This is a genomic window from Chryseobacterium sp. 7, from assembly GCF_003663845.1.
GTDB lineage: Bacteria > Bacteroidota > Bacteroidia > Flavobacteriales > Weeksellaceae > Chryseobacterium.
Genome location: NZ_RCCA01000001.1, coordinates 1,366,531 through 1,392,167, shown reverse-complemented (window position 1 = coordinate 1,392,167; position 25,637 = coordinate 1,366,531). Strand labels below are relative to the sequence as shown.

Here is a 25,637-nt window from a genome sequence, read left to right as displayed (position 1 = left end):
TATTTTAAACAAAAATACTATTTTTTTTGATTGAAATTCAAGTTAACATAATTTACATTATTACTAACGCAAATTTATTTATGTTAGAATATCAACTTGGTTTATTTTAAAATAATAAAAAAAGACTGACAAAATAGCCAGTCTTTCTAATATCATTTAATATGGTTTAAATTATTCTATATTTTTAAGCAATATCCAGCCGGTTTTTACTGTAATTTCTTTACTGGCAGGATCTTCGAAAGTTATCTGATACCAGTATGTGGAAGTAGGCAGTTTTTTACCCTGGAAATATCCGTCCCAATATGGTGTTATCTTCGATGCTTTGAACACTTCTCTTCCGTAACGGTCAAAAACCTGCCCGCTGAAGTCTTTATAATTAACCACTCCGCTGAAATCGATAATATCGTTAACATTATCTCCGTTTGGCGTAATAACGTTTTTCATCACGAATGTAAAGAATTCAAGGAAACCTACACAGCTTGTGTATTTTACTCTCACTCTGATGGCGATTACTTTATTTTTAGGTACGTTGTTAAACACATTGGAAGACTGCCATGTAACTCCGTTATCTACTGAGTATTCCAGAATACCGTTACTTGGATTACTTGCGGTAAGGATCATTGTCCCGTTATCGTTATAATCCACTTTTATAACTTCAGGAATTACAGCTTTGATCACCTGTGTTTTGAACTCTTTAGAACATACTCCATTACTGATTATTACGGAATATTCTCCCGGAGTTCCTACCGTGATGCTCTGGCTTGTTTCGCCGCTGCTCCACTGGTAAGTATAATTAGGTCCTGAACCTGCATCTAAGATAATTTTATCTCCCTGACAGATATGCCCACCTTTTAAATTGGAAACAATTGCCGGTACTACTTCAATTGTAATACGTGCGGGCTGTAAAGATTTACACCCTTGCGCTCCGATAGCATATACTGTATAGGTAGTAGTTTGAGTAGGGCTTACCGTTCTTATTCCTCCTGTAGTACTTGCAGAATCACTCCATTGGTAGGTTACGCCGCCTGTAGCGGTAAGCAGTACAGATTCTCCGGCACAGATTTTTAATCTTGGAGCTGTCACTAAAGCTGTGGGGGTTTCTTCTTTTCTTAATGTTAAAGTTGCTATTTTGCTACAAAACGCACCATTGGAAACCAGTACATATAAGATTTGTCCATCTGTTCCGGTGTAGCTTGTGAGATTGGTAATATAACTGTTATTCTGAGCCTGCGCATCAGCCTGATTGGCATAGAAACGAAATACTGCACCTGTTGTTGTACTGATGAGAGGTTTTGCGGTTTCAAGATTAAATGTAGTGAGCGTAGGTGTTGTACAGAGCTTCAGTTCAGCATTCTGAACGGTAGGACTTGTTCCTCCAATAATGGTAATGGTTGCTTCACTAGGACATTGGTTCCCCGGAACCATTACTTTTACTGTATACACTCCCGGCTGGTTAGCAATATAAACAGCATTGGTTGCTCCCGGAATAGCTACTCCATCTTTATACCATTGGTAAGTCATTCCCGGAATGGCTGCTACCTGAGCTTTCAACTGTTTGGGTGTATTGTCACACATGTTTATACTGCCTGGCAAAACGACTCCTGTTTCATCTACAATCTTGATTCCTACGTCAAAAGATCCACCTTCCAAGAATACTGCAGAGTCATGGGAAGAGTCTTTCGCATCTGCCAATACCATTTTAAAATGATAGGTCTGCCCCGGAATTACGTCTGCAACTGCTGTTAATGGTGTTGTTCTTCCAAAATAATTAATAACCAGATGTGGATTGGCTAACGCTCCGAAATATCCTGCATTGATAGGTCCACAGCTGAATCCGTTTCCTGCAGGAACAATATTGGTTGCACTTACAGGCCCTGCACCTCCTGGTAATATCGCTAGATTTGTATACGTAGGATCTCCCACCTTCTTTAGCAAAAGCGCAAATGCATCAGAATATCCGGTACAAGGATAATTGGAAGTATATTCATCAGAAACGAATATGTAATTAAATTTCACCTGGTTAGAATTCGGGACGAAATCAAATTCAAGTGCTACAGCATCTGTTAAACTCACGGTTGCTCCGGTAGCTGTTACAAGATCTGCGTCACTCCCCGTTCCTGTCGACTGTCCAACAGCAGCTACATAGCTATTACCTGCTTCTGAGGCATATCCTGTAGTCAGGACAATACCATCCGTAAAAGGAAAATTGGTGGTTCCTTTATGAAAATATCCCCAAAATCTGTTGCTGTTCGTCACATCATGATTCGGAGATACGGTAACATTGGTTACATTGGCTGTTGTACAGTTGGTCCCCCCGTTGATCAAAATATTCTTCACCAATTGCTCGGGAGTATAGTTTGAGGGGGTATAAGGCGGTACATTCACATCTATAAATGCTCCAGCCCTGAGAGCCGCAGCAGAAGGCTTTATCTTCTCTGATTTTCTGACTGGTCTCGTTTGAGAAAATGCAGAAACAGAAATCAATAAAAAAGAAAAAAGGAAAAAATAGTTTTTTAGTCTATAGATTAACATTTTGTTTTCATTTGTTCAAATGTAGCAAAAATAATTGTACTAAAGCATCTTAACATACTACTATTTTCTCATTCAACACCTACATTCACAATGAATTTTTCTTATTATTACATTTTCCGTAATTATTTAAAACAGTATTTCATTCATAAAAAAACCAGATCAAAGTACTGATCCGGTTTGTATTTTTATTGCCAATGCTTAGGTTATTTATCCTCTTTTTTCAATTGATCAATCTCACCCTGCAGCTGAGAGATAATATCTTTTAAGGCTTTTATTTCGTTCTTGTTTGAGCTTACATTACTCTTTAGAATTACATTTTTCGCTCTTTCATTGTGGTCTTCTTCATCTTCGTCTTCATTAATTTCTTCAATATCTTCACTGATCTCCTCAATATCTTCCTGAATATCTTCTATATCTTCATTAATCTCTTCGATGTCTTCACTAATTTCCTCAATATCCTCGCTGATTTCTTCAATATCCTCCTGAATATCCTCAATATCTTCCTGGATATCTTCAATTTTCTCATGGCTTTTATTAACAGACATCTGAATGAAAATGGCCAGATAAATGGCTTCCAGAGAAAGTACCGTTGTCAGAATAAGAAGCATCTTATCAAAATCTACAATATTCAGCATCGGAAGCAAAAATGATGTAAGAAACAACAGGGTATGCACAATCAAAGACTGAATAGATCCAATCCATGATGTAATGCTGTCTGCAATTTTTTCAAGAACTTCTGTTTTTTCGTTATATTTTTTCATCCTTATCTATTTTTACAACAGTTCTTTGGTTACTCCTAATCCAAACAATGCAAAATCATATTTTGCGGGGTCTTTTTCATCAAATTTTCTGATGGCAATATCCAGTTCTTCTACCGTTTTCCAGTCATTTTGTGTTCTGGAAACCAATCCCAGTTTTCGGGAAATATTTCCGGTATGTACATCCAGAGGAATAGAAAGGTTTTTCTGATCTATATTCTCCCAGATTCCAAAGTCTACCCCTCTTTTATCTTTACGCACCATCCACCTCAAAAACATGATAATCCTCTTAGCAGATGAGTTTTTGTAAGGTGAACTGATATGTTTATGGCTTCTATGCTTTTCTGCTTCCAAAAATCCACTTCTGAATCTTTCTATGGCGTGAAGAAAATTATTTTCTTCTTCTTTTACTTTAAACAAGCTTTCCAGAGTATCATTTTCTTTATAAATCCTGTTGAACTGTCTGATAAAATAGGAAAAATCCTGTCCGTTAAACGTTCTGTGAATACTCTTATCCTGAATATTTTCATGATCTTTTTCAGAATAATTCATCACAAAATCGTAAGGAGAATTCCCCATAATATCAAGCATTTTATCTGCAGAATTGATAATGGACTTTCTGTTTCCCCAGGAAATTGTAGCTGCCAGAAATCCTGCAATTTCGATGTCCTGTTTTAAAGAAAAACGATGCGGAATCTGTATCGGGTCATTTTCAATAAAATCGGGAGCATTGTACTGATCTGCTTTTTCGTTGAGAAAATCTCTGAGTTCTTCAAATTTCAGCATATTCATTTTAAATCTTTACACTCTCCAATGCTTTTGGCAAAAATGTATTGGGAAAAATCTCTCTTGCTTCATCGGTAAATACAGTCAGATCTCCATATCTGTTAGAAAAATGCCCTAAAATCAGCTTTTCAACCTGAGCTTTCTGAGCAATGGTAGCCGCTTCCAGTGCCGTGGTATGCCCTGTATAATCTGCCATTTCCTTCAGATCATGCAAAAATGTGGATTCATGATAAAGAACCGTTGCATTTTTAATAATCGGAATGACACTTTCAAGATAGCGGGTATCACTGCAAAATGCATAAGATACAGACGGAGCCGGCTCAAGCGTCAGAATTTCATTTTTAAGCACATAGCCATCACTCAGTACAAAGTCTTTTCCTGCTTTTATGTTATGATAATCGCAGGTTTCAATCTCGCTGTACTTGGCAATTTCTTTCATGTTCAGATGCCTGTCTTTCGGTTTTTCTTTAAAAAGATAACCGTTGCAGTAAATCCTGTGATCCAAAGGAATAGTATACACTTCTATCCTATTATCCTCATATATTTTTTCTGAATAATCTTTATCCAATTCATGATATACCACTTCAAAACCACGGTGGGTTTCCGTAATCTGAAAAATGGTTTCCAGCATCTTTTTAATCCCTTTAGGACCGTATACATGAAGAGGATTTTCCCTTCCTAAAAGACGGAAAGAAGCAATAAGCCCCGGAAGCCCGAAGCAGTGATCTCCATGAAGATGTGAAATAAAAATATGATTGATTTTTGAAAATCTTGCTTTTGCTTTTCTCAGCTGCACCTGCGTACCTTCTCCACAATCTATCAGGAAGAGTCTTTCTTCCATTTCCAGCAGCTGTGCTGTGGGAGATGTATTGATAGTCGGAATAGCAGAATTAAAGCCTAATATTGTTAAATAAGTACTCAAATCAATAATTTATGATAACAAATGTACGACAGAAAATCTAAATGGGTATTTTACCTTTAATATTTAAACCTAATCAGTCACTTTTAAAAAATCCATAAATAAGTCTAGGGCCTGTTTACGGTGGCTGATTTTATTTTTGTCTGCCGGATCCATTTCTGCAAAGGTTCTGTCATAGCCTGCAGGAACAAAAATAGGATCATATCCGAACCCTTTGAAACCTTTATTTTCTGTCAATAAATTTCCGTGAACCCTGCCTTCAAAATATTGCGCTCCGTTCTCATCATAATAGCAAAGAACTGTTATAAAATAGGCTGTTCTGTTTTCAATACCCTGCATTTCTTCCAATACCTTTTCGATATTTTTTGCAAAATCATGATCTCCGGCATAACGGGCAGAGAAAATTCCCGGTCTTCCGTCTAAAGATTCTACTACCAGACCGCTGTCATCACCTAAACTTGGAACTCCTGTTTTTTCAAAACAATATTTTGCCTTAATTAAGGCGTTAGCATGAAAAGAGTCTCCATCTTCCACAATTTCTTCGTGAATGTTGTAATCGGTAAGACTTTTTACAACACAATCACTTCCCAGGATCTGTTGGATTTCTTCTTTTTTATGTTCGTTGTGTGTAGCGACTAATAATTCCATTTCTATTTTCATTTTCAATTTTACTTTTTTAGTTCGGGCTGATTACATTTCAGCATAATGTACTTTATACTTTTTCATAAACAGGTAGTAGAATGAAGAGAAAAGTACAATTCCTACGGCCAGCACCAGCCATTCTGAAACATTCAGAACTTTTGCAAAGCTTTCATCTTTACCGTACAGTACCAATAAGGATAGGATTAAATTATTAAAAGCATGCAGCAGTATCGGCATCAGCAAAGACTTTGTTTTATGATATACCAATCCCAGCACACAGCCCAGCATCACTGCACTGATAAACTGCCATGGGTTTCCATGGACCACTCCAAAAATAATGGAAGCATACAATATCGCTTTCCACGGCTCTACTCCTTTATTAATCAATCCTTTCTGGATAATTCCTCTGAATATAATTTCCTCAAAAATCGGAGCCATAATCACTGTCATAATGATCATTACCACAGGGCTATCGGTCAGCTGGCTCATCAGCTGGGTAAAATATTCATAAAATTTACCAAAAAAAGGACCCGTAGTAGGGATCTGAGCGGCAATAAATTCAGAAATAAACATCATCCCTGCCATCATCGGAAAAATGAGGAGATAGGTAGAGAAATTGACTGATGATAAATTGAAGTTAAGTTTCTTCTGGATAGTACGTCTTACAATAAAAAAATCGAAGAACGCAATAGCAGTAAGGAATCCTACAGAATTCACCACCATAAAAAACCAATCTTTAAGCTCAAGGTTCTCTTTGAAAACAACTTTCCAAAAAGTGCTGAATAAAGAAACAGACATTGTTCCTACAAATAATCCAACCACTAAAACAACACCGCCAATCCATGTAAAAGTAAACTTAGGATATTTGCTATTTTCCATCCTTTTCTCTGTAAAAGTTTATAGAAACAAAGATAATTTTTTTGACTGCTACAGACAACTAAAAAAGGAATTTCTTATTTTCGGTTCATAGCGATGGATAATATGAAATTTCTATTACAAATGCTTAATCTACAATGAAGAGCTTTACAATTATTAAGATAAAGCTATTTATTTTCTCAAACTCTTTTTAACTTTTACTCTCCAACCTGATAAGCATTGTTTTAATTTAAATTTGAAAACCTCATAAAAAATCCCGATTTTTGCAACTTCAAAATACGATATGTCAGACTTAATCAAAGAAATACAAAAAAGAAAGACCTTCGGGATCATTTCCCACCCGGATGCCGGAAAAACAACTCTTACAGAAAAGTTACTTCTTTTCGGGGGTGCTATCCAGGAAGCGGGTGCGGTAAAATCCAATAAAATAAAAAAAGGAGCTACCTCCGACTTTATGGAAATCGAGAGACAGAGAGGAATCTCTGTAGCAACTTCCGTATTGGCTTTTGAATATAGAGACCACAAAATCAATATCCTTGATACTCCGGGTCACAAAGACTTTGCTGAGGATACGTACAGAACTTTAACAGCTGTAGATTCCGTAATTGTAGTAATTGACGTTGCAAAAGGGGTTGAGGAACAGACTGAAAAACTGGTTCAGGTTTGTAGAATGAGAAACATTCCGATGTTGGTTTTCATTAATAAACTGGACCGTGAAGGTAAAGATGCTTTCGATCTTTTGGATGAAGTAGAACAAAAACTGGGATTAACGGTTTGTCCGCTTTCTTTACCAATTGGTATGGGAAGTGACTTCCAGGGAATTTATAACATCTGGGAAGACAATATTCAGCTATTCTTAGAAGAGAAAAAGCAGAAAGTTGGAGATTCTATTAAGTTTGATGATATCAATGATACTTCAATTGATGACGTAATTGGTGAAAAAGCAGCAAAAACTTTAAGAGAGGAACTTGATCTGATTCAATCTGTTTATCCTGAGTTTAATCGTGAAGATTATATGAATGGTGATCTTCAGCCTGTATTCTTCGGTTCTGCTTTAAATAACTTTGGAGTACGAGAATTATTGAATGCTTTCATTGATATAGCTCCAATGCCGCAGCCTAAAGAAAGTGAAACCCGTCTGGTAAAACCTGAAGAAGAAACTTTCACAGGATTCGTTTTCAAAATCCATGCGAATATGGATCCTAAGCACAGAGACAGACTTGCTTTTGTAAAGATTGTTTCCGGAACGTTCAAAAGAAACGAGAACTATTTATTGGTAAGAGAAGGTAAGAAAATGAAATTCTCCTCTCCTAACGCATTCTTTGCAGATAAAAAAGAGGTGGTGGAAGAAAGTTTCCCTGGAGACATCGTAGGTTTACATGATACCGGAAGTTTCAGAATCGGAGATACCTTAACTGGTGGAGAAAAATTAAGCTTTAAAGGTATTCCAAGCTTCTCTCCTGAACATTTCCGTTATATCAACAACAATGATCCTTTAAAAGCGAAACAATTGGCAAAAGGTATTGATCAGTTGATGGATGAAGGAGTTGCCCAGTTATTTACCCTTGAAATGAATAACAGAAAGATCATTGGAACGGTAGGAGCCCTTCAGTATGAAGTTATCCAATACCGTCTTGAACATGAATATGGTGCAAAATGTACTTATGAGCCCCTATCTATGCACAAAGCATGTTGGGTAGAAGCCGATGAAAAATCTGAAGAATTTAAAGAATTCGCGAGATTAAAGCAGAGATTCCTGGCGAGAGATAAATATAATCAGCTGGTATTCCTTGCAGACTCTTCTTTCACGATTCATATGACGCAGGAAAAATTCCCGAATGTGAAATTACACTTTATTAGTGAGTTCAAAGAAAACTAAGAAATAAAAGACAAAACCGCGAAAAAGCGAAGTTGTTTACCGTATAGATCCGCAGAAGTTTTCTGCGGATTTTTTTATGTTTAATGATTCTTCATTCCTTAAAAAAAATTCTTCACTATAATTATTTCATTTTTTTAAAATAACTTATGTAAAACAATGATTTAAAATCATTTATAAAAAATAGTCGAATTTCAAATCTCACTTATATTTAAAATACTTGATTGTCTGAATCCGCTAATTTTGCAAATCTAAGTCGAAAACCATATAGAATACAGCATTCTTTATCAGAAGTATCATAAAAAGAGACAAATAAGGGTTTTTAAGTGATGTCTTAATGTCTGCAAAATATATCCCCTTATCACCTATTATGAAGATTTTTTAAACATTAAATGCCATGAAAGAAAAAATGAAAAATGAAAAAACAAAATTATTATTCAGAGCAGTTATCACTCTTTCCATCATATTTTTCTTTATAGGTGTTGCTGATTTCTTTTTCAGCAGTAAAAGAATATTATTATACCCCACCCTGGCAGTATTGATATTTAATCTTATTACGCTACTATATATTAATAAGCCTGCAATGAAAAAAATAATTTTTACATATATGATTATCTTAATTATGTATTTTTCATTTTTGTGGCATTATTTCTATCTGGATTTGCTTTTTGTTCCGATTTTCTGTCTGTTATTCTTATATAATTTCTTCTTGTTCAAAAGTGCACAGAGGATTATTTTATATTTCTTAACAATCCTTAGCATTACTGTGATGCTATTTCTTTTCAGGGAAAACAAAAATACACTGAGATCTATGGGAGACAGTAGTATTTACATTGGCTACCTGCGTGTTACAGCCATATCTGCAATAGGCTTACTTCTCTATTACATTGTAGATTTTTGGCTTAAGAACAAATCTTTGGCAAAAGAATCTACCTACACTATACAGGAAAAAGCAGACACTGTAATAATGGCTGATATTTTTGAGGCCATCAACAGAGGGGATGGCTCTTTTATGCCCTTGTTTATGACAACTGATTCTTTTTTTGTGAATAAAATCAAAGAACTGTGTTCTAAAATTAATGATACTGAACTGGAAGTTTGCGCTTTAATAAAGCTGGGGCTTACAACAAAAGAAATTGCCATAGCAACAAATTCTACCTATAAAGCGATAGAATCTATTAAATACAGGGTCAGAAAAAAGCTGAATCTTGACTCAGGTATCAACCTAATGTTATTCTTTAATGAAATATAATTTATAAACAGATACCAGAAAATCAAAACATTACAAATTTGAGTGATCTTAAGGGGGTGCTTAAGTGGTTTAACGTGTCTCATTATGCTTTCGCTCATTCTGATTAATATAACTTTGTCGACTGAAAAACAAACACAATAAAAGCATTTAAAGAATGAAAAAATTATTATCAGCAATTGTAATGCTTGTAGCATCCTCATTTACATTCGGACAGGTGGGTATAAACACACCTTCCCCAGAATCTACTTTAGATATCCGGGCTAAAAATCATTTAGGAACCGTAAGTTCCACAGATGGAGTACTTGTCCCAAGAGTGAATGATCTATCAGTAAACGGTTCAGTAAATGGACAACTGGTCTATTTAATCAGCGATACAGGTTCTTTTACAAAAGGATTTTATTACTGGAATGGAACAGTATGGACTGGCTTCGGAGGTGCTTCCGGAGATAATACAAATGATGCGTGGATAAATGACAGCTCTAATGTTATGGTAAAATTAGGTACCCAGTCTGACGGAACAACCACAAGGATTGCCGGAACAGATTTTGTAGCCAAAGATAATGGCGCTGTGGGTATAGGTACGGCATCACCAAATGCATCTGCAATTTTGGATATTTCTGCCACTAACAAAGGTGTCTTGGTTCCCAGAGTAGCATTGGCAAATTCAACAGATCAGGTGACTATTCCTTCACCAGCAACAGGATTACTTGCTTATAATACAGGTGTGGCAGGATTAAATTATAACGGTTATGTATACTGGAATGGCTTTGAATGGAGATCCTTTGATGATAAGTCGATAGTAAACCCTACTATTACTGGCTTAACCTGTTCAGCGGCTAGTATTTTCCCTTCAACCTTTACTTCAGGTGTTCCTTATAGTGGAACTCTGACTGTTCCCTATACAGGTGGAAATGGCGGAAAGTATAATTCGCCTGCAACTTTTACCCAAAATGGATTGACATTTAGCTTAAATCCGGGAAACCTGAATAGTGGAAATGGAAGTATCACCTATTCTGTTAACGGAACTCCAAACTTCAGCTCACCCAGTACAATATCAGTTCCAATCACTTTTTTAGGACAATCCTGTAGTGTTACTATTGGTCAGAATTCATCTTTGGCTAATCTTCAATATGTAAGAAATGTTATCTCTCCAATTGATACGAATACCCCTACAAATTCAATTACAACTATTGGAAACCTGTCAATCAGATATAACGGAACAACTTCAACTACGGCTAATTTACAGTATAGAATAAACGGAATTAACCAAAGAACATCTGTATGGTACTGGAAAGGAGGTACAGGTGGTTCTTGGTTCACCTATTATGCCCAAAATGACTTGAATGCTGATACATGGAAGGATTTTCCGGCAGATTTTAACGTGGGTAACAGGGATTCTGCACAGGCTACCATCAGTTTATTTGATAATAAGCAGGTATACAGAATTACGGTAGTTGCCAATCCTAACTTAACAGCAAACGGAGTATTTCCGGCTCTGATATCTTCTATTACCATTTTTGTTGAATTATTAAGTGCCCAGTAATACAAATTTACTTTAAAAAGACGACTCTAAAAACACATATGAATGTTCTTTAAGCACATTCGAAATGAAAAAACTATATCAAAGCCATATTCAATTGAGTGTGGCTTTGATCATTCAATTTGCAAAAGCCTTACTTCTCTATTACATTGTAGATTTTTGGCTTAAGAACAAATCTTTGGCAAAAGAATCTACCTACACTATACAGGAAAAAGCAGACACTGTAATAATGGCTGATATTTTTGAGGCCATCAACAGAGGGGATGGCTCTTTTATGCCTTTGTTTAGACAACTGATTCTTTTTTTGTGAATAAAATCAAAGAACTGTGTTCTAAAATTAATGATACTGAACTGGAAGTTTGCGCTTTAATAAAGCTGGGGCTTACAACAAAAGAAATTGCCATAGCAACAAATTCTACCTATAAAGCGATAGAATCTATTAAATACAGGGTCAGAAAAAAGCTGAATCTTGACTCAGGTATCAACCTAATGTTATTCTTTAATGAAATATAATTTATAAACAAATACCAGAAAATCAAAACATTACAAATTTGAGTGATCTTAAGGGGGTGCTTAAGTGGTTTAACGTGCCTCATTATGCTTTCGCTCATTCTGGTTAATATAACTTTGTCGACTGAAAAACAAACACAATAAAAACATTTAAAGAATGAAAAAATTATTATCAGCAATTGTTATGCTTGTGGCATCCTCATTTACATTCGGACAGGTGGGGATAAACACAGCTTCCCCAGAATCTACTTTAGATATCCGGGCCAAAAATCATTTAGGAACTGTGAGCCCTACAGATGGAGTACTTGTCCCAAGAGTGAACGATCTATCAGTAAACGGTTCAGTAAATGGACAACTGGTCTATTTAATCAGCGATACAGGTTCTTTTACAAAAGGATTTTATTACTGGAATGGAACAGTATGGACTGGCTTCGGAGGTGCTTCCGGAGATAATACAAATGATGCGTGGATAAATGACAGCTCTAATGTTATGGTAAAATTAGGTACCCAGTCTGACGGAACAACCACAAGGATTGCCGGAACAGATTTTGTAGCCAAAGATAATGGCGCTGTGGGTATAGGTACGGCATCACCAAATGCATCTGCAATTTTGGATATTTCTGCCACTAACAAAGGTGTCTTGGTTCCCAGAGTAGCATTGGCAAATTCAACAGATCAGGTGACTATTCCTTCACCAGCAACAGGATTACTTGCTTATAATACAGGTGTGGCAGGATTAAATTATAACGGTTATGTATACTGGAATGGCTTTGAATGGAGATCCTTTGATGATAAGTCGATAGTAAACCCTACTATTACTGGCTTAACCTGTTCAGCGGCTAGTATTTTCCCTTCAGGCTTTACTTCGGGTGTTTCTTATAGTGGAACTTTAACTGTACCCTATACAGGCGGAAATGGCGGAAAGTATAATTCTTCTGCAACCTTTACTCAAAACGGATTGACATTTAGCTTAAATCCGGGAAACCTTAATAGTGGAAATGGAAGTATCACCTATTCTGTTAACGGAACTCCAAACTTCACCTCACCGAATACAATATCAGTTCCAATCAATTTTTTGGGACAATCTTGTAATGCTATTATCGGTCAGAATTCATCTTTGGCTAGTCTTCAATATGTAAGAAATGTTATATCTCCAATTGATACAGATACACCTACAAATTCAATTACAACTATTGGAAACCTATCGATCAGATATAATGGAACAACTGCAACTACTGCTAATTTACAGTATAGAATAAACGGAATTAACCAAAGAACATCCGTATGGTACTGGAAAGGAGGCACAGGTGGCTCATGGTTCACCTATTATGCTCAAAATGACTTGAATGCAGATACATGGAAGGATTTTCCGTCAAATTTTAATGTGGGTAACAGGGATTCTGCACAGGCTACCATTAGTTTATTTGATAATAAGCAGGTATACAGAATTACGGTAGTTGCCAATCCTAACTTAACGGCAAACGGAGCATTTCCTGCTCTGCAATCTTCCATTACCATTTTTGTTGAATTATTAAGTGCTCAATAATACAAATTGCTATAAAAAGACGATTCTAAAACACAGATGAATGTTCTTTAAGCACATTCGAAATGAAAAAAATATATCAAAGCCACATTCATTGAGTGTGGCTTTGATTATTCAAAAGGTCTTTAAGCATTATAAAACCTGATGAAGATTCAGTGATGTATTGGCATGCGTGGATTGTATTTAAAACCAAAAACGTTTTGTAAATCTTTTGTAAAACAAATACAAAACACTGATAATATAACAGTTATCATTTTACCAGCACAATACATTTCATTTACAATCTTTACAAGAACTTCCCTTCTAATTTTACTTCATCAAAAAAATTAATGTTATGAAAAAGTTCGTATTACTCGTTGCTGTATCAGGTACTTTCATTATGTGTAAAAAAGCAGATGCTGCGCAGGATAAAATTAATGATGCCATACACACTGCGGACAGTGCTGCAACTGTTGCTACAGAGACCATTGGCAATGCCAGTAAAACCGCAGATAAAGTTCTGGATTCTGCCAGTATCAAAATAAAAGATTTTGAAAACACTAAAAATGACATTCAGCAAAAAATAGAGCATACTTCCAAAATGGTAGATTCTATATCTGATAAAATTGCCAATACAAAACTGGAATCCAAGATTGAGAAAAAGGATTCGGCGGAGAAGAAGTCTGAAAAAATTGCAGCAAAAGTTCTGGCGCCAAAAGTCATTAAAGAAACCAAGATCATTTATAAGGATAAACCTAAAAACGACAGCTATGAACTGAATATACCTAAAGATAAAATGGTAAAATCAGGATATCTTGTCATAAGAGCAGAAAACGCTGAAACCGTGAAGGAAATCATCAGAGAAGAAGCTAACAGAAATAATGGCTACATCAAAAGCGAAAATCTTTCTTATGTAGAATCTGCCAGCCCTCATGGAGATGATCAAAAAGTATACAGTCTTGATATTAAAGTTCCCATCCAGCATTTTGATGGTCTAATGAATGCAATCAATGATAATGTAGGAGATATTGATACTAAAGATATTCAGGTTTCTGGACGAAATTACTTTGACAATACCATCTGTACGATCAATATCAACATCAGTGATCAGGCTAAAGCAGAAACAGAACCTAAAACTTTCGGTGGAAAATCTTTAGCTGCCATTGAATCCGGCTGGGATGTTATCACCTCTATTTTCCTGTTTATTCTGCCTCTATGGCCTGTATTCTTAATTGCCGGTATTGGATACTATTTTTATAAAAAGAAGAATACAAACATTCCTAATAAAGATTCTCACTAAATTTGAATCCATCCTCAAGGGTGGATTTTTAATATTTTTTTAATGAGATTTAGAATTGAACTTCGATTCTTATATTTAATTTTATCCAAGATTTAAAAAAAGGGCTTGCTTATTAGAAAAATTCCTCTTAACTTTAAGTATAAGCAAAATGTAATGAATCTTCGCAGTAAGGCAAGGTTCAAAATAAGTTTGGAAATTTTTATTTCATATATTAATATTTTGTGATTTGGTGTAAAATAAGGCCCTCAGATTGAGAGCCTTATTTGTTTTATTTCATATTCACTACTTTATCTACGATAAACTTGGTATTTCCTCTCCACGGAAGAGCACCATTGTATTCTTTGTAATGCAGATCAAAGGTTTTTCCGCTGTTGGTTTCCAGTTGTTTGAAAACTTCAGGGTCGTCTACAGAAAACTCAAACTCATAGCTTGTAATGGTTCCTGTTTTTCCGCTTCCGAAACCCTCCTGAATTAACTTGCCTTCATAAGTTTTGAAGACATAGCCTTTTTTCATAGCATAGTTAAGGTATCCGGATTTTACGCCTTCTCCAAAAACGAAATAATACTTGTACCAGACAAAAACGCCCAGTAACAACAGTACAACACCGAGGATGATCCACAAAGATTTTTTCATAGGGAGTGTGTTTTATATAAAATGTTATTTTGCGATACTTCTTGAGATCACGATTTTCTGAATTTCAGAAGTTCCTTCATAGATCTGAGTGATTTTTGCATCTCTCATTAATCTTTCTACGTGGTATTCTTTCACATATCCGTATCCACCATGGATCTGTACTGCTTCAATAGTAGTATCCATTGCTACCTGAGAAGAGTATAGTTTTGCCATAGCTCCGCTTTCAGAAATATCTTTTCCTGCATCTTTTTCACATGCTGCCTTGAAGCAAAGCATTCTTGCTGCAGTAATCTGAGTAGCCATATCCGCCAATTTGAATGCGATAGCCTGGTGGTTGATGATTTCAGTTTTGAAAGCTTTTCTTGTTTTAGCATACTTCAATGCCAATTCGTAAGCCCCTGAAGCAATACCTAAAGCCTGAGAAGCGATACCGATTCTTCCTCCGTTCAATACAGCCATTGCAAAATTGAATCCGAATCCGTCTTCACCAATTCTGTTTTCTTTTGGAACTTTTACATTGTTAAAGATCAAAGAGTGTGTATCACTTCCTCTGATTCCTAATTTGTCTTCTTTCAGACCGATTTCAAAACCTTCCCAACCTCTTTCTACGATGAAAGCATTGATTCCTTTGTGTTTTTTCTCAGGATCTGTTTGTGCAATTACGATATAATAAGTAGCTGTACCACCATTGGTGATCCAGTTTTTGATTCCATTTAAAAGATAGTAATCTCCTTTGTCTTCAGCAGTTGTTTTCTGAGAAGTAGCATCAGAACCAGCTTCCGGCTCAGATAATGCAAATGCTCCGATTACCTGCCCGCTTGCCAGTGGAGTAAGATATTTCACTTTTTGCTCTTCAGAAGCAAATTTTTCAAGACCGGCACAAACCAATGAGTTGTTTACAGACATTACAACAGCTGCAGAAGCATCTATTTTTGCAATTTCCTCCATCGCCAGCACGTAAGAAACGCTGTCCATACCTGCGCCGCCGTATTTTGGATCTACCATCATTCCTAAAAGTCCCATTTCTCCCATTTTCTTCACCTGTTCTGCAGGGAATTTCTGGTCACGGTCTCTTTCAATCACTCCCGGTAATAATTCGTTTTGTGCAAAATCTCTTGCTGCCTGCTGAATCATCAGCTGTTCTTCCGATAAATTAAAGTCCATAAAAAAAATAATTAGATAGCCGTAAATTTACACTTTTTAAGCAAATCTGAAAAAATTAAATTGAAAGCCTGAAAAAGGAAGATAAAATGGAAGTTTGGAGAGGTTTAATGATCCTGGATGCGCATTTCGGGATTGGGAGTAGTGAGATATAAAAACAATATGAGATTCCTTAGAAAAAACAAACACTCACGAAAGATCAATTTAAAATATAAAATCCCTTTTTCAGGGCTTCCGGCCTCCTTTTTGATTCTATATATTATGGTTGGCATTTAACTTATTTCTAATTATTGCATGCAGATGTTTTCAATTAAAAAAAATGCTTATATTTAAGTTTCTTTATAAATTACGTAAAAAATCATGACGATCAAGAGATTATTCGATATACCGCACTATGCTTTAGAAAAATATCCTAAAACAGATATGTTTGTAACAAAGTATCAGGGTGAGTGGAAAAAAACTTCTACCCAGGAGTTTATTAATGAGGGAAATAAGATATCCAGAGGATTGCTGAAACTGGGCATAAAGCCTGGTGACAAAATCGCTTTAATTACTACCAATTCCCGTACAGAATGGGCTATTATGGATTTCGGACTTTCTCAGATAGGGGTGGTATCCGTACCGGTTTATCCAAGTATTTCTCCTGAAGATTATGAGTTTATCTTCAATAATGCTGAAATTCAGTACTGTTTTGTTTCTGATAAAGAGCTGTTGGGTAAAGTGATGAAAGTAAAGCATAATATCCCGACTTTACAGGGAATTTTTACTTTTGATAATATCAGCGGTGCTGCCAACTGGAGAGAAATTCTGGATCTGGGTAAGGATGAATCTACACAAATTGAAGTAGATGACCTTTCCAATGCGATCAATACTGAAGATCTTGCCACTATTATCTATACTTCCGGAACTACGGGAAGACCTAAAGGGGTCATGCTTACCCATAATAATATAGTATCTAACATTTTAGGGGCTATCCCGAGGATTCCCAAAAAGAGAGGTTTCGATTATAAAGATGCGAGAGCTTTAAGCTTCCTTCCTATCTGCCATATTTTCGAAAGAATGCTGTTTTATCTTTACCAGTACAATGGTTTTTCTCTTTATTTTGCTGAAAGCATCGAGAAAATGGGCGAAAACGTAAAAGAAGTGAAGCCTCATTATATGACTGTTGTACCAAGACTGGTAGAAAAAGTATATGATAAAATCTACAATACAGGGTCCTCCGCCGGAGGATTGAAATCCAAAATCTTCTTCTGGGCTTTGAACTTAATTTCCAAAAAGAAAGTAATCTCCAGACCATCCGGACTTCAGGAAATAATTGCAGATAAATTGGTATTTTCTAAATGGAGAGAAGGTTTAGGCGGCGAAATTGTAACGTTGGTTTCAGGATCTGCGGCATTGTCTACAAGACTTAACCTGATGTTCCAAAACGCCGGTATTCCTATTTTGGAAGGATATGGTTTAACAGAAACATCCCCTGTAATTTCCGTAAACAGCTTTGATAAAATGAAAGTGGGAACTGTAGGGATTCCATTGGATAACTTAAAGGTTAAGATTCAGGAAGATGGTGAAATTACCGTAAAAGGTCCGTCCGTATTCAAAGGATATTTCCAGAATGAAGAAATGACGAAAGAAGCCTTTACAGAAGACGGATTCTTTAAAACAGGAGATATAGGCCATATCGACAGTGATGGATTTTTACAGATCACCGACCGTAAGAAAGAAATGTTCAAGACATCCGGTGGAAAATATATTGCTCCCCAGACGATTGAAAATTTAGCAAAAGCTTCCAAATTCATTGAACAGATCATGGTTGTAGGCGACGGCGAGAAAATGCCATGTGCTTTAGTACAGCCGGATTTTGAATTTGCTAAAAACTGGGCGTTGAGAAACAATCTGAATATCGGTTCTACACCGGAAGAAATTGCCAAAAGCACTGAACTGAAACAAAGAATTGAAAAAGAGATTGAAGGCATCAATGAACATCTTGGAAATTGGGAGAAAATCAAAAAAATTGAGCTTACTCCTGAAGTTTGGAGCATTGAAAGCGGATTGCTTACTCCCACTTTAAAACTGAAAAGAAAAGCGGTAAAAGAGAAATTTATTGCTTTATACAATAAAATGTATGATCATCATGATTAAAAAATATCAACCGCTTCATTTTGAAGCGGTTTTTTATAGGTTTTGGCTATTTCAACCATTATGATTAACGACACCTATAATACCGCAGAAATCCATACCGTATAAAAAAAGCTGTCTCATTTCTGAGACAGCTTTTTTGTATGTTTTAAATGTCTCGTCCTAACATATCGTTACAACTAAAAAAGTAATGTTATGGAACAATTTAATAATCAGTATGTAAAGCGTAGTCAAAAAGATTACAGTTTATCCTTTAAACTAGCCGTAGTGGGTGAAGTAGAAAGTGGTTCGATTGGAAATCGGGCAGCAATGCGCAAATATGGTATCCAGGGACATGGTACTATTACCGAATGGCGTAGAAAATATGGTAACTTTGATCTGGATAACCGTTCACAAAGTAAAGCTATGCAAACCCCGGAACAAAAAATCAGAGAACTTGAAGAGAAGCTAAAACGTTTGGAGCACCAGAATCGATTCTTAGAGAACCGCTTAGTAAAATCTGAAGATAAAGCTTCTATTCTGGATAAGCTGATTGATTTAGCCGAAGAAGAATACCTGATTCAGGTAAGAAAAAACTTCTCTCCCGATCAATCCAATATATCAGCAAAGAAAACAAAAAAGCGATAAGCTATCTTTGCGGATTGGTCGGGATTAGCCGACAGCGCTATTATCGAAGCTTCTGGATTACAGAAAGCAAAAGAGCCAAAGCTGATCAGGTGATTCAGCTTGTCAATAGCTTACGGGTGATGATGCCTCGTCTGGGCACAAGAAAGCTCTATCATATGCTGGAGCCATCGTTACAGTCCTTACATGTAGGCAGAGATAAGCTTTTCCGTATACTGAAAGCCAATGATATGCTTATAAAACCTAAAAGAAACTACCGGATAACCACTGATTCACATCATCGGTTCAGAAAACATAAAAATTTGATAGAAGACATGCTGCTGGAACACCCTGAACAGGTATGGGTTTCGGATATCACTTATATTGGAGGTAGAGACCGTAATTGTTATCTGTCTTTGGTCACTGATGCTTATTCTAAAAAGATAATGGGATATGATGTTTCTAATAGTCTGGCAGCTCAGGGGGCTCTTAGTGCATTGAATATGGCTATAAAGCAGAGAATGTATAAGGAAAGCTTAATTCATCATTCTGACAGAGGATTACAGTATTGCAGTAACGATTATCAGAAAATATTGAAAAAGAAAAATATCAAACCTTCAATGACTGAAAGTTATGATCCTTATGCCAATGCTATTGCAGAGAGAGTAAATGGGATACTCAAACAAGAGTTTCTATTGGAAGACTATCATGTTAATATACAAACAATGAAGCTATTAGTAGAAGATGCCATCACAATTTATAATACTAAAAGACCACATTGGTCGTGTTATATGAAAACACCTGAACAAATGCACAAACAGAATAGGGTAAAAATAAGAACCTATAAAAACAAATATAGTTGTAAGGATAGCCCTACAACTATATCATAAATATTAGTATTTTTATCTTATTAATCTGTAACGATTATTTAGGACTAGTCAAAAAACCAATAATTAGAATTTAATTACCGTTTTCATTTTTTCGTTTTCTTCCATTACCAATTCGTCATCTACAAGGATTTTCCCTGAGTGCTCATCGATAATAATTTTCTTTCTCTGAGCAATTTCCATTTGCTTCTGAGGCGGAATAGTGAAGAAAGATCCTTTCGGAGCTCCTCTTTCTAATCCTACTACTGCAAGACCATTGATAGAGTTGGTTCTGATTCTGTTGTAAGAAGCCAGTAATCTCTCGTCAATTTTACCTGCGAATTCTTTAGACTGCTCTATAAGATATTCTTCTTCTTTCTGAGTTTCAGAGATCAAACCATCCAATTCTTCTTTCTTGAATTTCAAGTGGCTTTTCAAATCGTCGATCTTAGCGTTCAGTTCGCTTAAAGTTTCGTTTTTGTGAGCAATTTTAGCTCCGAATTCTTTAATTCTTTTTTCAGCAAGCTGAATTTCCAGATCCTGGAATTCCATTTCTTTTCCTAATGCTTCAAACTCTTTGTTGTTTCTTACATTATCCTGCTGAGATTTGTACTTTTCTATTAAAGTTTTAGCATGGTTAATAACTTCATGCTTCGTTTTGATCTGATCGTCCTGATCTTTAATATCAGCATGAAATTTTTCAGCTCTTTTTTCAAGTCCTTCAATCTCGATTTCAAGATCTTCAACTTCAATTGGCAATTCTCCTCTAGTATTTCGGATTTCATCCAATCTTGAATCAATGATCTGTAAATCGTATAAAGCTCTTAATTTTTCTTCAACTGAAATATCGTTGGTTTTTGCCATATTTAAATGAAATAATTTACTGGGTTTGTTTTTTCAATAGATTTTGAAATTGCAAATGTACTAAATTTTTGTGACAAAATTTCAAATAATTGTTGAGTTACAAATTGTTCAGACTCATAATGTCCGATATCACAGATCAGCATTTTAGACTCTGCTAAAAAATAGTCATGATATTTAAGATCTCCGGTAAGGTAAGCATCACATTTCTTGGCTGCTGCAGATCTTATACCGCTGGCACCCGAACCACCAAGCACCCCTACTCTTTTGATTTTTTTATTGTTGAAAGACGAATGTTTTATCACTTCCAGACCAAATTTTTCTTTTACAAATCCAAGAAAATCTTTTTCATCCATTTCTTCTTCCAGATCTCCGTACATTCCCAATCCCACATGATGGTTTTTATTATCAAGACTATAAACCTGATGAGCCACTTCTTCGTAAGGATGTGCCGCTTTCATGGCTCCTACAATCTGCCCCTGTTTAAACCCTTCAAAAATTACTGAGATCATATCTTCATCTGCATTTTCACGAATTCCCTGTTGCCCTGAAAACGGATTTGAGCCTTCAATAGGTCTGAATGTTCCATTCCCATTTACCGTAAAGCTGCATTCGTCATAAAATCCTATACTTCCGGCTCCGGCTGAAAACATGGCTTCTTTTACTTTTTCTGAATATTCTTTCGGAACAAAAACTGTAAGTTGTTTTAAATTATTTTCTTTCGGCTGAAGAATTTTCATATTCTTTAATCCCAGCTGGCTGCAAATCCCATGATTTACTCCAAAGAAGTCATTATCAAATGCGGTATGAATGGCATAAATGGCTACTTTATTTTCGATAGCTTTTAAAACAGCTCTTTCTACATAGTTTTTCCCTGTTAAGGATTTCAGACCGGAAAATATAATAGGATGAAAACATACAATCAGATTGCAGTTTCTTTCAATGGCTTCATCTACCACATTTTCCAACGCATCATGGCAAACCAGAATTCCGGATACATCACGGTCATAAACCCCGCACAAAAGTCCTACATTATCAAAATCTTCTGCCTGTCTGATACTTATTTCCTCTTCAATCTTTGCAATTACAGTTTTTAGCTTCATTAATTTATATTTTACGGTTACAGCTAAGATATTAATTTTACTAAAAACCTAAAGAATATTTTAATAGTTGTACAATTCTTTCAACAGTCATATATTTACCTTATACTTTATAAAAACGACTAACGTAAGCCTGAAATAATCCTATATCAATGGAAAGAGAACACAATCTTATTCCTGAAGACAGTCTTTAGAAAAGATACCTTTACCGAATCATTTACCGTGCCGACACAAGACTCGGAAAATTGTTCGATATCATATTACTGTCCTTAATTCTTGCAAGTACCGCTATCATCATGATGGAAAGTGTACCTCAGCTTGATAAAAGATTTCATTATACCTTCCTGATTCTTGAATGGGTAATTTCTATTTTCTTTACAGCAGAGTATTCTATGCGTATTGCAGTGGTAAAAAACAAAAGAAACTATATTTTTAGTTTTTTTGGGATTATAGATTTCCTTGCTTTAGTACCTTTCTTCCTTAGTTTTTTCTTCCCTATTACGAAATATTTCCTGATTTTCAGAATGCTGAGAATGTTGAGGATCTTCAGGATTTTCAACCTGCTGGATTTTATGAATGATGGTTATCTTATTGTAAGGGCTTTGAAAAACAGTTCGAGAAAAATTTATATTTTCCTCCTATTCCTGATTATTTTTTCAGTTATTGTAGGCTCACTGATGTTTATGGTGGAAGGTGGACGGCCAGGATTTGAGACCATACCCCAATCTATCTATTGGGCCGTAGTTACTGTAACCACCGTAGGATATGGTGACGTCTCTCCTATTACGCCTTTAGGAAAGCTTTTTGCAGTTGTTCTGATGCTTGCTGGTTATTCCATTATTGCAGTTCCTACGGGTATTGTAACAGCAGAGATGAGAAACAAGAGACAGAATCTGGAATTGATCTGTGAGCGCTGCGGAAATGAAGATATTGATGATGATGCAAGGTATTGCAAGAAATGTGGCAAGAAATTAGCTTAATATTTGGTATAAGAAAAATTTATTCACCAAATACCACAAAATCATGGAACCACAAAAGAAAAACAGACCCAATAGTTTAGTCATCATCCTTTTTGTACTTATTGTACTGATGATCATTGTTTACTTCATATTAGCAATGTTCTTCCCTACCGTTTTTGACCTTCTCAATAAGGGAGAAATTCAACCGGTACCTAATAAATGATGAGTAACGAGCAATGTTTATATTAAATAACGGTCATAGGATAAAAATAAAAAGAGATGAGCAAAGTATTTTGCTCATCTCTTTTTATCTGTAGTTTTTAAATCAATAAAAAAGACGGATCACGCAGGATCCGCCTTCTTCTTTTTATTTAAATGACGAATTATTTTTTAATCGCTTTGATTGTTTGTTTAGAACCATCTTTCAATTCTAAAGTAACCAGATAAACACCCTGCATTAAATCTCTTAAATGAATGGTGGATTCAGGATTGGTAATTGTTTTCACTAATCTTCCCGTGGCATCTGTTACAGATACGTTTTTCACATTTTTCACCTCGGAGATATTTAATACGTCTGTGAATGGATTAGGATATACTTTAATACCACTTTTCGCTGCAGAAACTTCCGATACTGCAAGGTTGGCATTATTAATACTGATATCATCAACATACAGATTATATTGATTTGAATCTGAATAGGCATTAAATCCAAAGTAATACACTCCTGTTGCAGGCACTGTAAAGGTGATAGATTCTGTATGTGCCATTTCATCGTTAATTGCTGGATAATCTGCCACAGAATTGGTCATCGCCGATGCTGTAGGTGATGTTCCGTATGCTACTTTCAGCTTTTCTTCGTAGGTGGAAGAATTATTTCCATACTTATAGCTGATTGTATACTGTACTCCAGCTGTAAGGCTCAATCCTTGAGTGTAGAACCATGTATTGGCAGGATTCGAGGAGTTATAGTGATATCTCAACACATTGGTAGTAAAGCCCTGGCTATCTGATGGCGGATCTGATGTATCCCATGTATTTCCAGAACCTGCATTTACTGCTATTGTACAGCCTGGAAGCTCAGGAGTTGTTACATTTTCAAAATCCAATGTATAAGGTAAACCTGTGCTTGTACAAAGAGTGGTAAATGCAGCATTAGTACTCCATACACTTGTACTGGTAGCTGTACACGCAGATCTCACCCATACATAATAAGGAGTAGCAGGAGCTAAACCGGGGATATTATAGGTAGTTGCTGCAACTCCTGTAAAATTAGGGGTAGCAGCAGCTGTAGGTGCTGTATTGGTAGTGCTGTAATAAATATCATAACCACTCGCTGGTACAGGAGTAGCAGCTGTCCAGGAAACTGTAGCTCCATTTGCTGTAACATTCGAAGTAGTGACTGCTGTAGGTTCGCTGCATGAAGGAGCTACATCTATATTAATATCATCTACATACAGTTGATTCATATTAGCATCAGAGTAGGCCTGGAATCCGAAATAATATACTCCAGTGGTGGAAGGTGTGAAATTTACAAAAGCACTTGTGGCTGTACTTGAAACAACATTTGGATGATCCGCTAAAGTATTAGTCATTCCTGCACCAGTAGCTGAAGTTCCATAGGCTACTTTTAGTTTTTCTTCATATACAAATCCTTCTGCATTGGCATATTTATATTTGATTCTGTACGTAACACCCGCAGTAAGGTTAATTCCATTAGTAAAGAACCACGTATCTGCATTATTGGCATAATCATATGAATATTGAAGAACGTTACCCGTAAATCCCTGGGCATCAAGATCACCTGTCTCCCAAATATTTCCTGCTCCGTCATTAACCGCCGAAGTACAGCCCGGAAGATCAGGGGTAGTTACATTTTCAAAATCTAATGCATAGGGTACTCCTACAGAAACACACGATGTCATAAATGCTGCTACTGAAGACCATGCACTCTTGTCTGATCCACTACATGCTGAGCGTACCCATACATAATAATTAGTAGCAGGGGTAAGTGTAGAAGGTAAGTTGGCAGTAAGCGAAGTACTTGTTCCGGACACTACTGCTGTAGGGGCAGGGTAAGTGCTTGAAGTTGAATAATAGTATTCATAGCCACCAGCCGGAGCAGATGCCGGAGCGGTCCATGAAATCTGAGCTGTACTGCTTGTAATTCCAGAAACCGTTAAAGCTGTTGGTGCAAAGCAAGTTGGAACAGCTCCAATTACGACTGTATAATCATGAGCTTCTCCATATCCGTCAACATTACACGGAATAGGATCACTGGAAAATCTGTCTCCTACTCTCATTCTATAGGAACCCGGAGTTACTGTAGACGGGATTGTTATTTGCCCAGATGTAATATTAGCACCTCCTACAAAATCACTGCTTGCAGAAGCTACCAGTTCCGGAGCGGAATCATCAAAGGTTCCGTCATTATTAAAGTCTATCCAAATGCGTACATTCTGATCACTATAATCATGTTTAACCGTAAAATCATAGCTTAGGCCTGCATTCATATTAATCGTCATAGAAGTATAATCTCCATACGCACCAGCAGAGCAGCCTGTATTCTGATGATCAAGTCCGGCACCCGGAATTTTAAAAGTATCAATCACATCTCCTCCACTACACCCACTAGCAAACGCAGGCGTACAATAAGTTTGCGCGGAGGATAAAAAGCCAGTCATTAAGAAACCAACGAGTAAAATATTTTTCATACAATATATTATTAGTTAATCAAATCTAGTTAAAAATCAGCAACAAAAAAAATACTTTTATCACTATATCATAACGTATTAAGCTTTTCTTTT

23 protein-coding genes are annotated in these 25,637 nt (G+C 36.1%); 12 read left to right on the top strand and 11 right to left on the bottom strand.

Annotated elements, in window-relative coordinates; translation table 11 throughout:
- Positions 1-171 precede the first annotated feature (171 nt).
- The 6 genes from CLU97_RS06440 to CLU97_RS06415 form a co-directional block, all read right to left on the bottom strand.
- On the bottom strand, positions 172-2,532 hold the full coding sequence (locus CLU97_RS06440; RefSeq protein ID WP_121487191.1) for a choice-of-anchor L domain-containing protein: 2,361 nt from the start codon (positions 2,530-2,532) through the stop codon (positions 172-174).
- Between the two features lie 203 nt (positions 2,533-2,735).
- The gene (locus tag CLU97_RS06435; protein WP_121487190.1) at positions 2,736-3,293 is read right to left on the bottom strand and encodes a DUF1003 domain-containing protein; all 558 of its coding nucleotides are present in this window, start codon (positions 3,291-3,293) and stop codon (positions 2,736-2,738) included.
- Positions 3,294-3,305: 12 nt separating this feature from the next.
- The gene (locus CLU97_RS06430) at positions 3,306-4,076 is read right to left on the bottom strand and encodes a TIGR02757 family protein (RefSeq protein ID WP_410493362.1); all 771 of its coding nucleotides are present in this window, start codon (positions 4,074-4,076) and stop codon (positions 3,306-3,308) included.
- Between the two features lie 7 nt (positions 4,077-4,083).
- On the bottom strand, positions 4,084-4,998 hold the full coding sequence (locus CLU97_RS06425; RefSeq protein ID WP_121487189.1) for a ribonuclease Z: 915 nt from the start codon (positions 4,996-4,998) through the stop codon (positions 4,084-4,086).
- Between the two features lie 69 nt (positions 4,999-5,067).
- Positions 5,068-5,643, bottom strand: a complete 576-nt coding sequence (gene rdgB, locus CLU97_RS06420) for an RdgB/HAM1 family non-canonical purine NTP pyrophosphatase (protein WP_410493361.1) — start codon at positions 5,641-5,643, stop codon at positions 5,068-5,070.
- A gap of 42 nt (positions 5,644-5,685) precedes the next feature.
- A complete protein-coding gene (locus CLU97_RS06415; protein ID WP_121487188.1) occupies positions 5,686-6,516 on the bottom strand; it encodes a CPBP family intramembrane glutamic endopeptidase in 831 nt (276 codons plus the stop codon).
- Positions 6,517-6,796: 280 nt separating this feature from the next.
- Here CLU97_RS06415 and CLU97_RS06410 point away from each other — a divergent pair, with 280 nt between their 5' ends.
- From CLU97_RS06410 to CLU97_RS06380, 7 genes are all read left to right on the top strand, one after another.
- Positions 6,797-8,392 (top strand): peptide chain release factor 3, encoded by a 1,596-nt coding sequence (locus tag CLU97_RS06410; RefSeq protein WP_121487187.1) that lies wholly within the window; start codon positions 6,797-6,799, stop codon positions 8,390-8,392.
- 808 nt (positions 8,393-9,200) lie between these two features.
- Positions 9,201-9,641: a LuxR C-terminal-related transcriptional regulator gene (locus CLU97_RS23480; protein ID WP_147436457.1), complete on the top strand. Its 441-nt coding sequence runs from the start codon at positions 9,201-9,203 to the stop codon at positions 9,639-9,641.
- Between the two features lie 154 nt (positions 9,642-9,795).
- Positions 9,796-11,184 (top strand): hypothetical protein, encoded by a 1,389-nt coding sequence (locus CLU97_RS06400; protein WP_121487185.1) that lies wholly within the window; start codon positions 9,796-9,798, stop codon positions 11,182-11,184.
- A 64-nt stretch (positions 11,185-11,248) separates the two neighbouring features.
- The gene (locus CLU97_RS06395; protein ID WP_121487184.1) at positions 11,249-11,491 is read left to right on the top strand and encodes a hypothetical protein; all 243 of its coding nucleotides are present in this window, start codon (positions 11,249-11,251) and stop codon (positions 11,489-11,491) included.
- Positions 11,488-11,694 carry a helix-turn-helix transcriptional regulator gene (locus tag CLU97_RS06390; RefSeq protein WP_121487183.1) on the top strand — a complete coding sequence of 69 codons (207 nt, stop codon included), beginning with the start codon at positions 11,488-11,490 and terminating at the stop codon, positions 11,692-11,694. Before CLU97_RS06395 ends, CLU97_RS06390 begins: the two co-directional genes overlap by 4 nt.
- A 154-nt stretch (positions 11,695-11,848) precedes the next feature.
- Complete coding sequence (locus CLU97_RS06385) at positions 11,849-13,237, top strand: hypothetical protein (protein WP_121487182.1); 1,389 nt, start codon at positions 11,849-11,851, stop codon at positions 13,235-13,237.
- A 331-nt stretch (positions 13,238-13,568) separates the two neighbouring features.
- Entirely contained in the window at positions 13,569-14,513 is a 945-nt protein-coding gene (locus tag CLU97_RS06380) for a DUF4349 domain-containing protein (protein WP_121487181.1), read from the top strand.
- A gap of 268 nt (positions 14,514-14,781) precedes the next feature.
- On the opposite strand, the gene CLU97_RS06375 is transcribed toward CLU97_RS06380, so the two are convergent.
- A complete protein-coding gene (locus CLU97_RS06375; RefSeq protein WP_105702524.1) occupies positions 14,782-15,147 on the bottom strand; it encodes a hypothetical protein in 366 nt (121 codons plus the stop codon).
- A gap of 24 nt (positions 15,148-15,171) precedes the next feature.
- Complete coding sequence (locus tag CLU97_RS06370) at positions 15,172-16,311, bottom strand: acyl-CoA dehydrogenase (RefSeq protein ID WP_105702523.1); 1,140 nt, start codon at positions 16,309-16,311, stop codon at positions 15,172-15,174.
- Between the two features lie 357 nt (positions 16,312-16,668).
- Here CLU97_RS06370 and CLU97_RS06365 point away from each other — a divergent pair, with 357 nt between their 5' ends.
- From CLU97_RS06365 to CLU97_RS06360, 3 genes are all read left to right on the top strand, one after another.
- Positions 16,669-18,447 (top strand): AMP-dependent synthetase/ligase, encoded by a 1,779-nt coding sequence (locus tag CLU97_RS06365; protein WP_121487180.1) that lies wholly within the window; start codon positions 16,669-16,671, stop codon positions 18,445-18,447.
- A 192-nt stretch (positions 18,448-18,639) separates the two neighbouring features.
- Positions 18,640-19,071, top strand: a complete 432-nt coding sequence (locus tag CLU97_RS23980) for a hypothetical protein (protein ID WP_228437552.1) — start codon at positions 18,640-18,642, stop codon at positions 19,069-19,071.
- 14 nt (positions 19,072-19,085) lie between these two features.
- Positions 19,086-19,937, top strand: coding sequence for an IS3 family transposase (locus tag CLU97_RS06360; RefSeq protein ID WP_262689617.1), 852 nt, complete (start codon positions 19,086-19,088; stop codon positions 19,935-19,937).
- Between the two features lie 63 nt (positions 19,938-20,000).
- Here the strand turns inward: CLU97_RS06360 and CLU97_RS06355 are convergent, their stop codons facing one another.
- Both CLU97_RS06355 and CLU97_RS06350 read right to left on the bottom strand, forming a co-directional pair.
- On the bottom strand, positions 20,001-20,777 hold the full coding sequence (locus CLU97_RS06355; protein ID WP_121487179.1) for a zinc ribbon domain-containing protein: 777 nt from the start codon (positions 20,775-20,777) through the stop codon (positions 20,001-20,003).
- Positions 20,778-20,779: 2 nt separating this feature from the next.
- Positions 20,780-21,877 carry a Nif3-like dinuclear metal center hexameric protein gene (locus tag CLU97_RS06350; RefSeq protein ID WP_121487178.1) on the bottom strand — a complete coding sequence of 366 codons (1,098 nt, stop codon included), beginning with the start codon at positions 21,875-21,877 and terminating at the stop codon, positions 20,780-20,782.
- A 209-nt stretch (positions 21,878-22,086) separates the two neighbouring features.
- On the opposite strand from CLU97_RS06350, the gene CLU97_RS06345 reads away from it, so the two are divergent.
- Together CLU97_RS06345 and CLU97_RS23600 are read left to right on the top strand one after the other, a co-directional pair.
- Positions 22,087-22,854 carry an ion transporter gene (locus CLU97_RS06345; protein ID WP_228437846.1) on the top strand — a complete coding sequence of 256 codons (768 nt, stop codon included), beginning with the start codon at positions 22,087-22,089 and terminating at the stop codon, positions 22,852-22,854.
- Between the two features lie 43 nt (positions 22,855-22,897).
- Positions 22,898-23,056: a hypothetical protein gene (locus CLU97_RS23600; RefSeq protein ID WP_164723348.1), complete on the top strand. Its 159-nt coding sequence runs from the start codon at positions 22,898-22,900 to the stop codon at positions 23,054-23,056.
- Positions 23,057-23,216: 160 nt separating this feature from the next.
- Here the strand turns inward: CLU97_RS23600 and CLU97_RS06340 are convergent, their stop codons facing one another.
- Positions 23,217-25,544 (bottom strand): GEVED domain-containing protein, encoded by a 2,328-nt coding sequence (locus CLU97_RS06340; RefSeq protein WP_121487177.1) that lies wholly within the window; start codon positions 25,542-25,544, stop codon positions 23,217-23,219.
- Between the last annotated feature and the right edge of the window lie 93 nt (positions 25,545-25,637).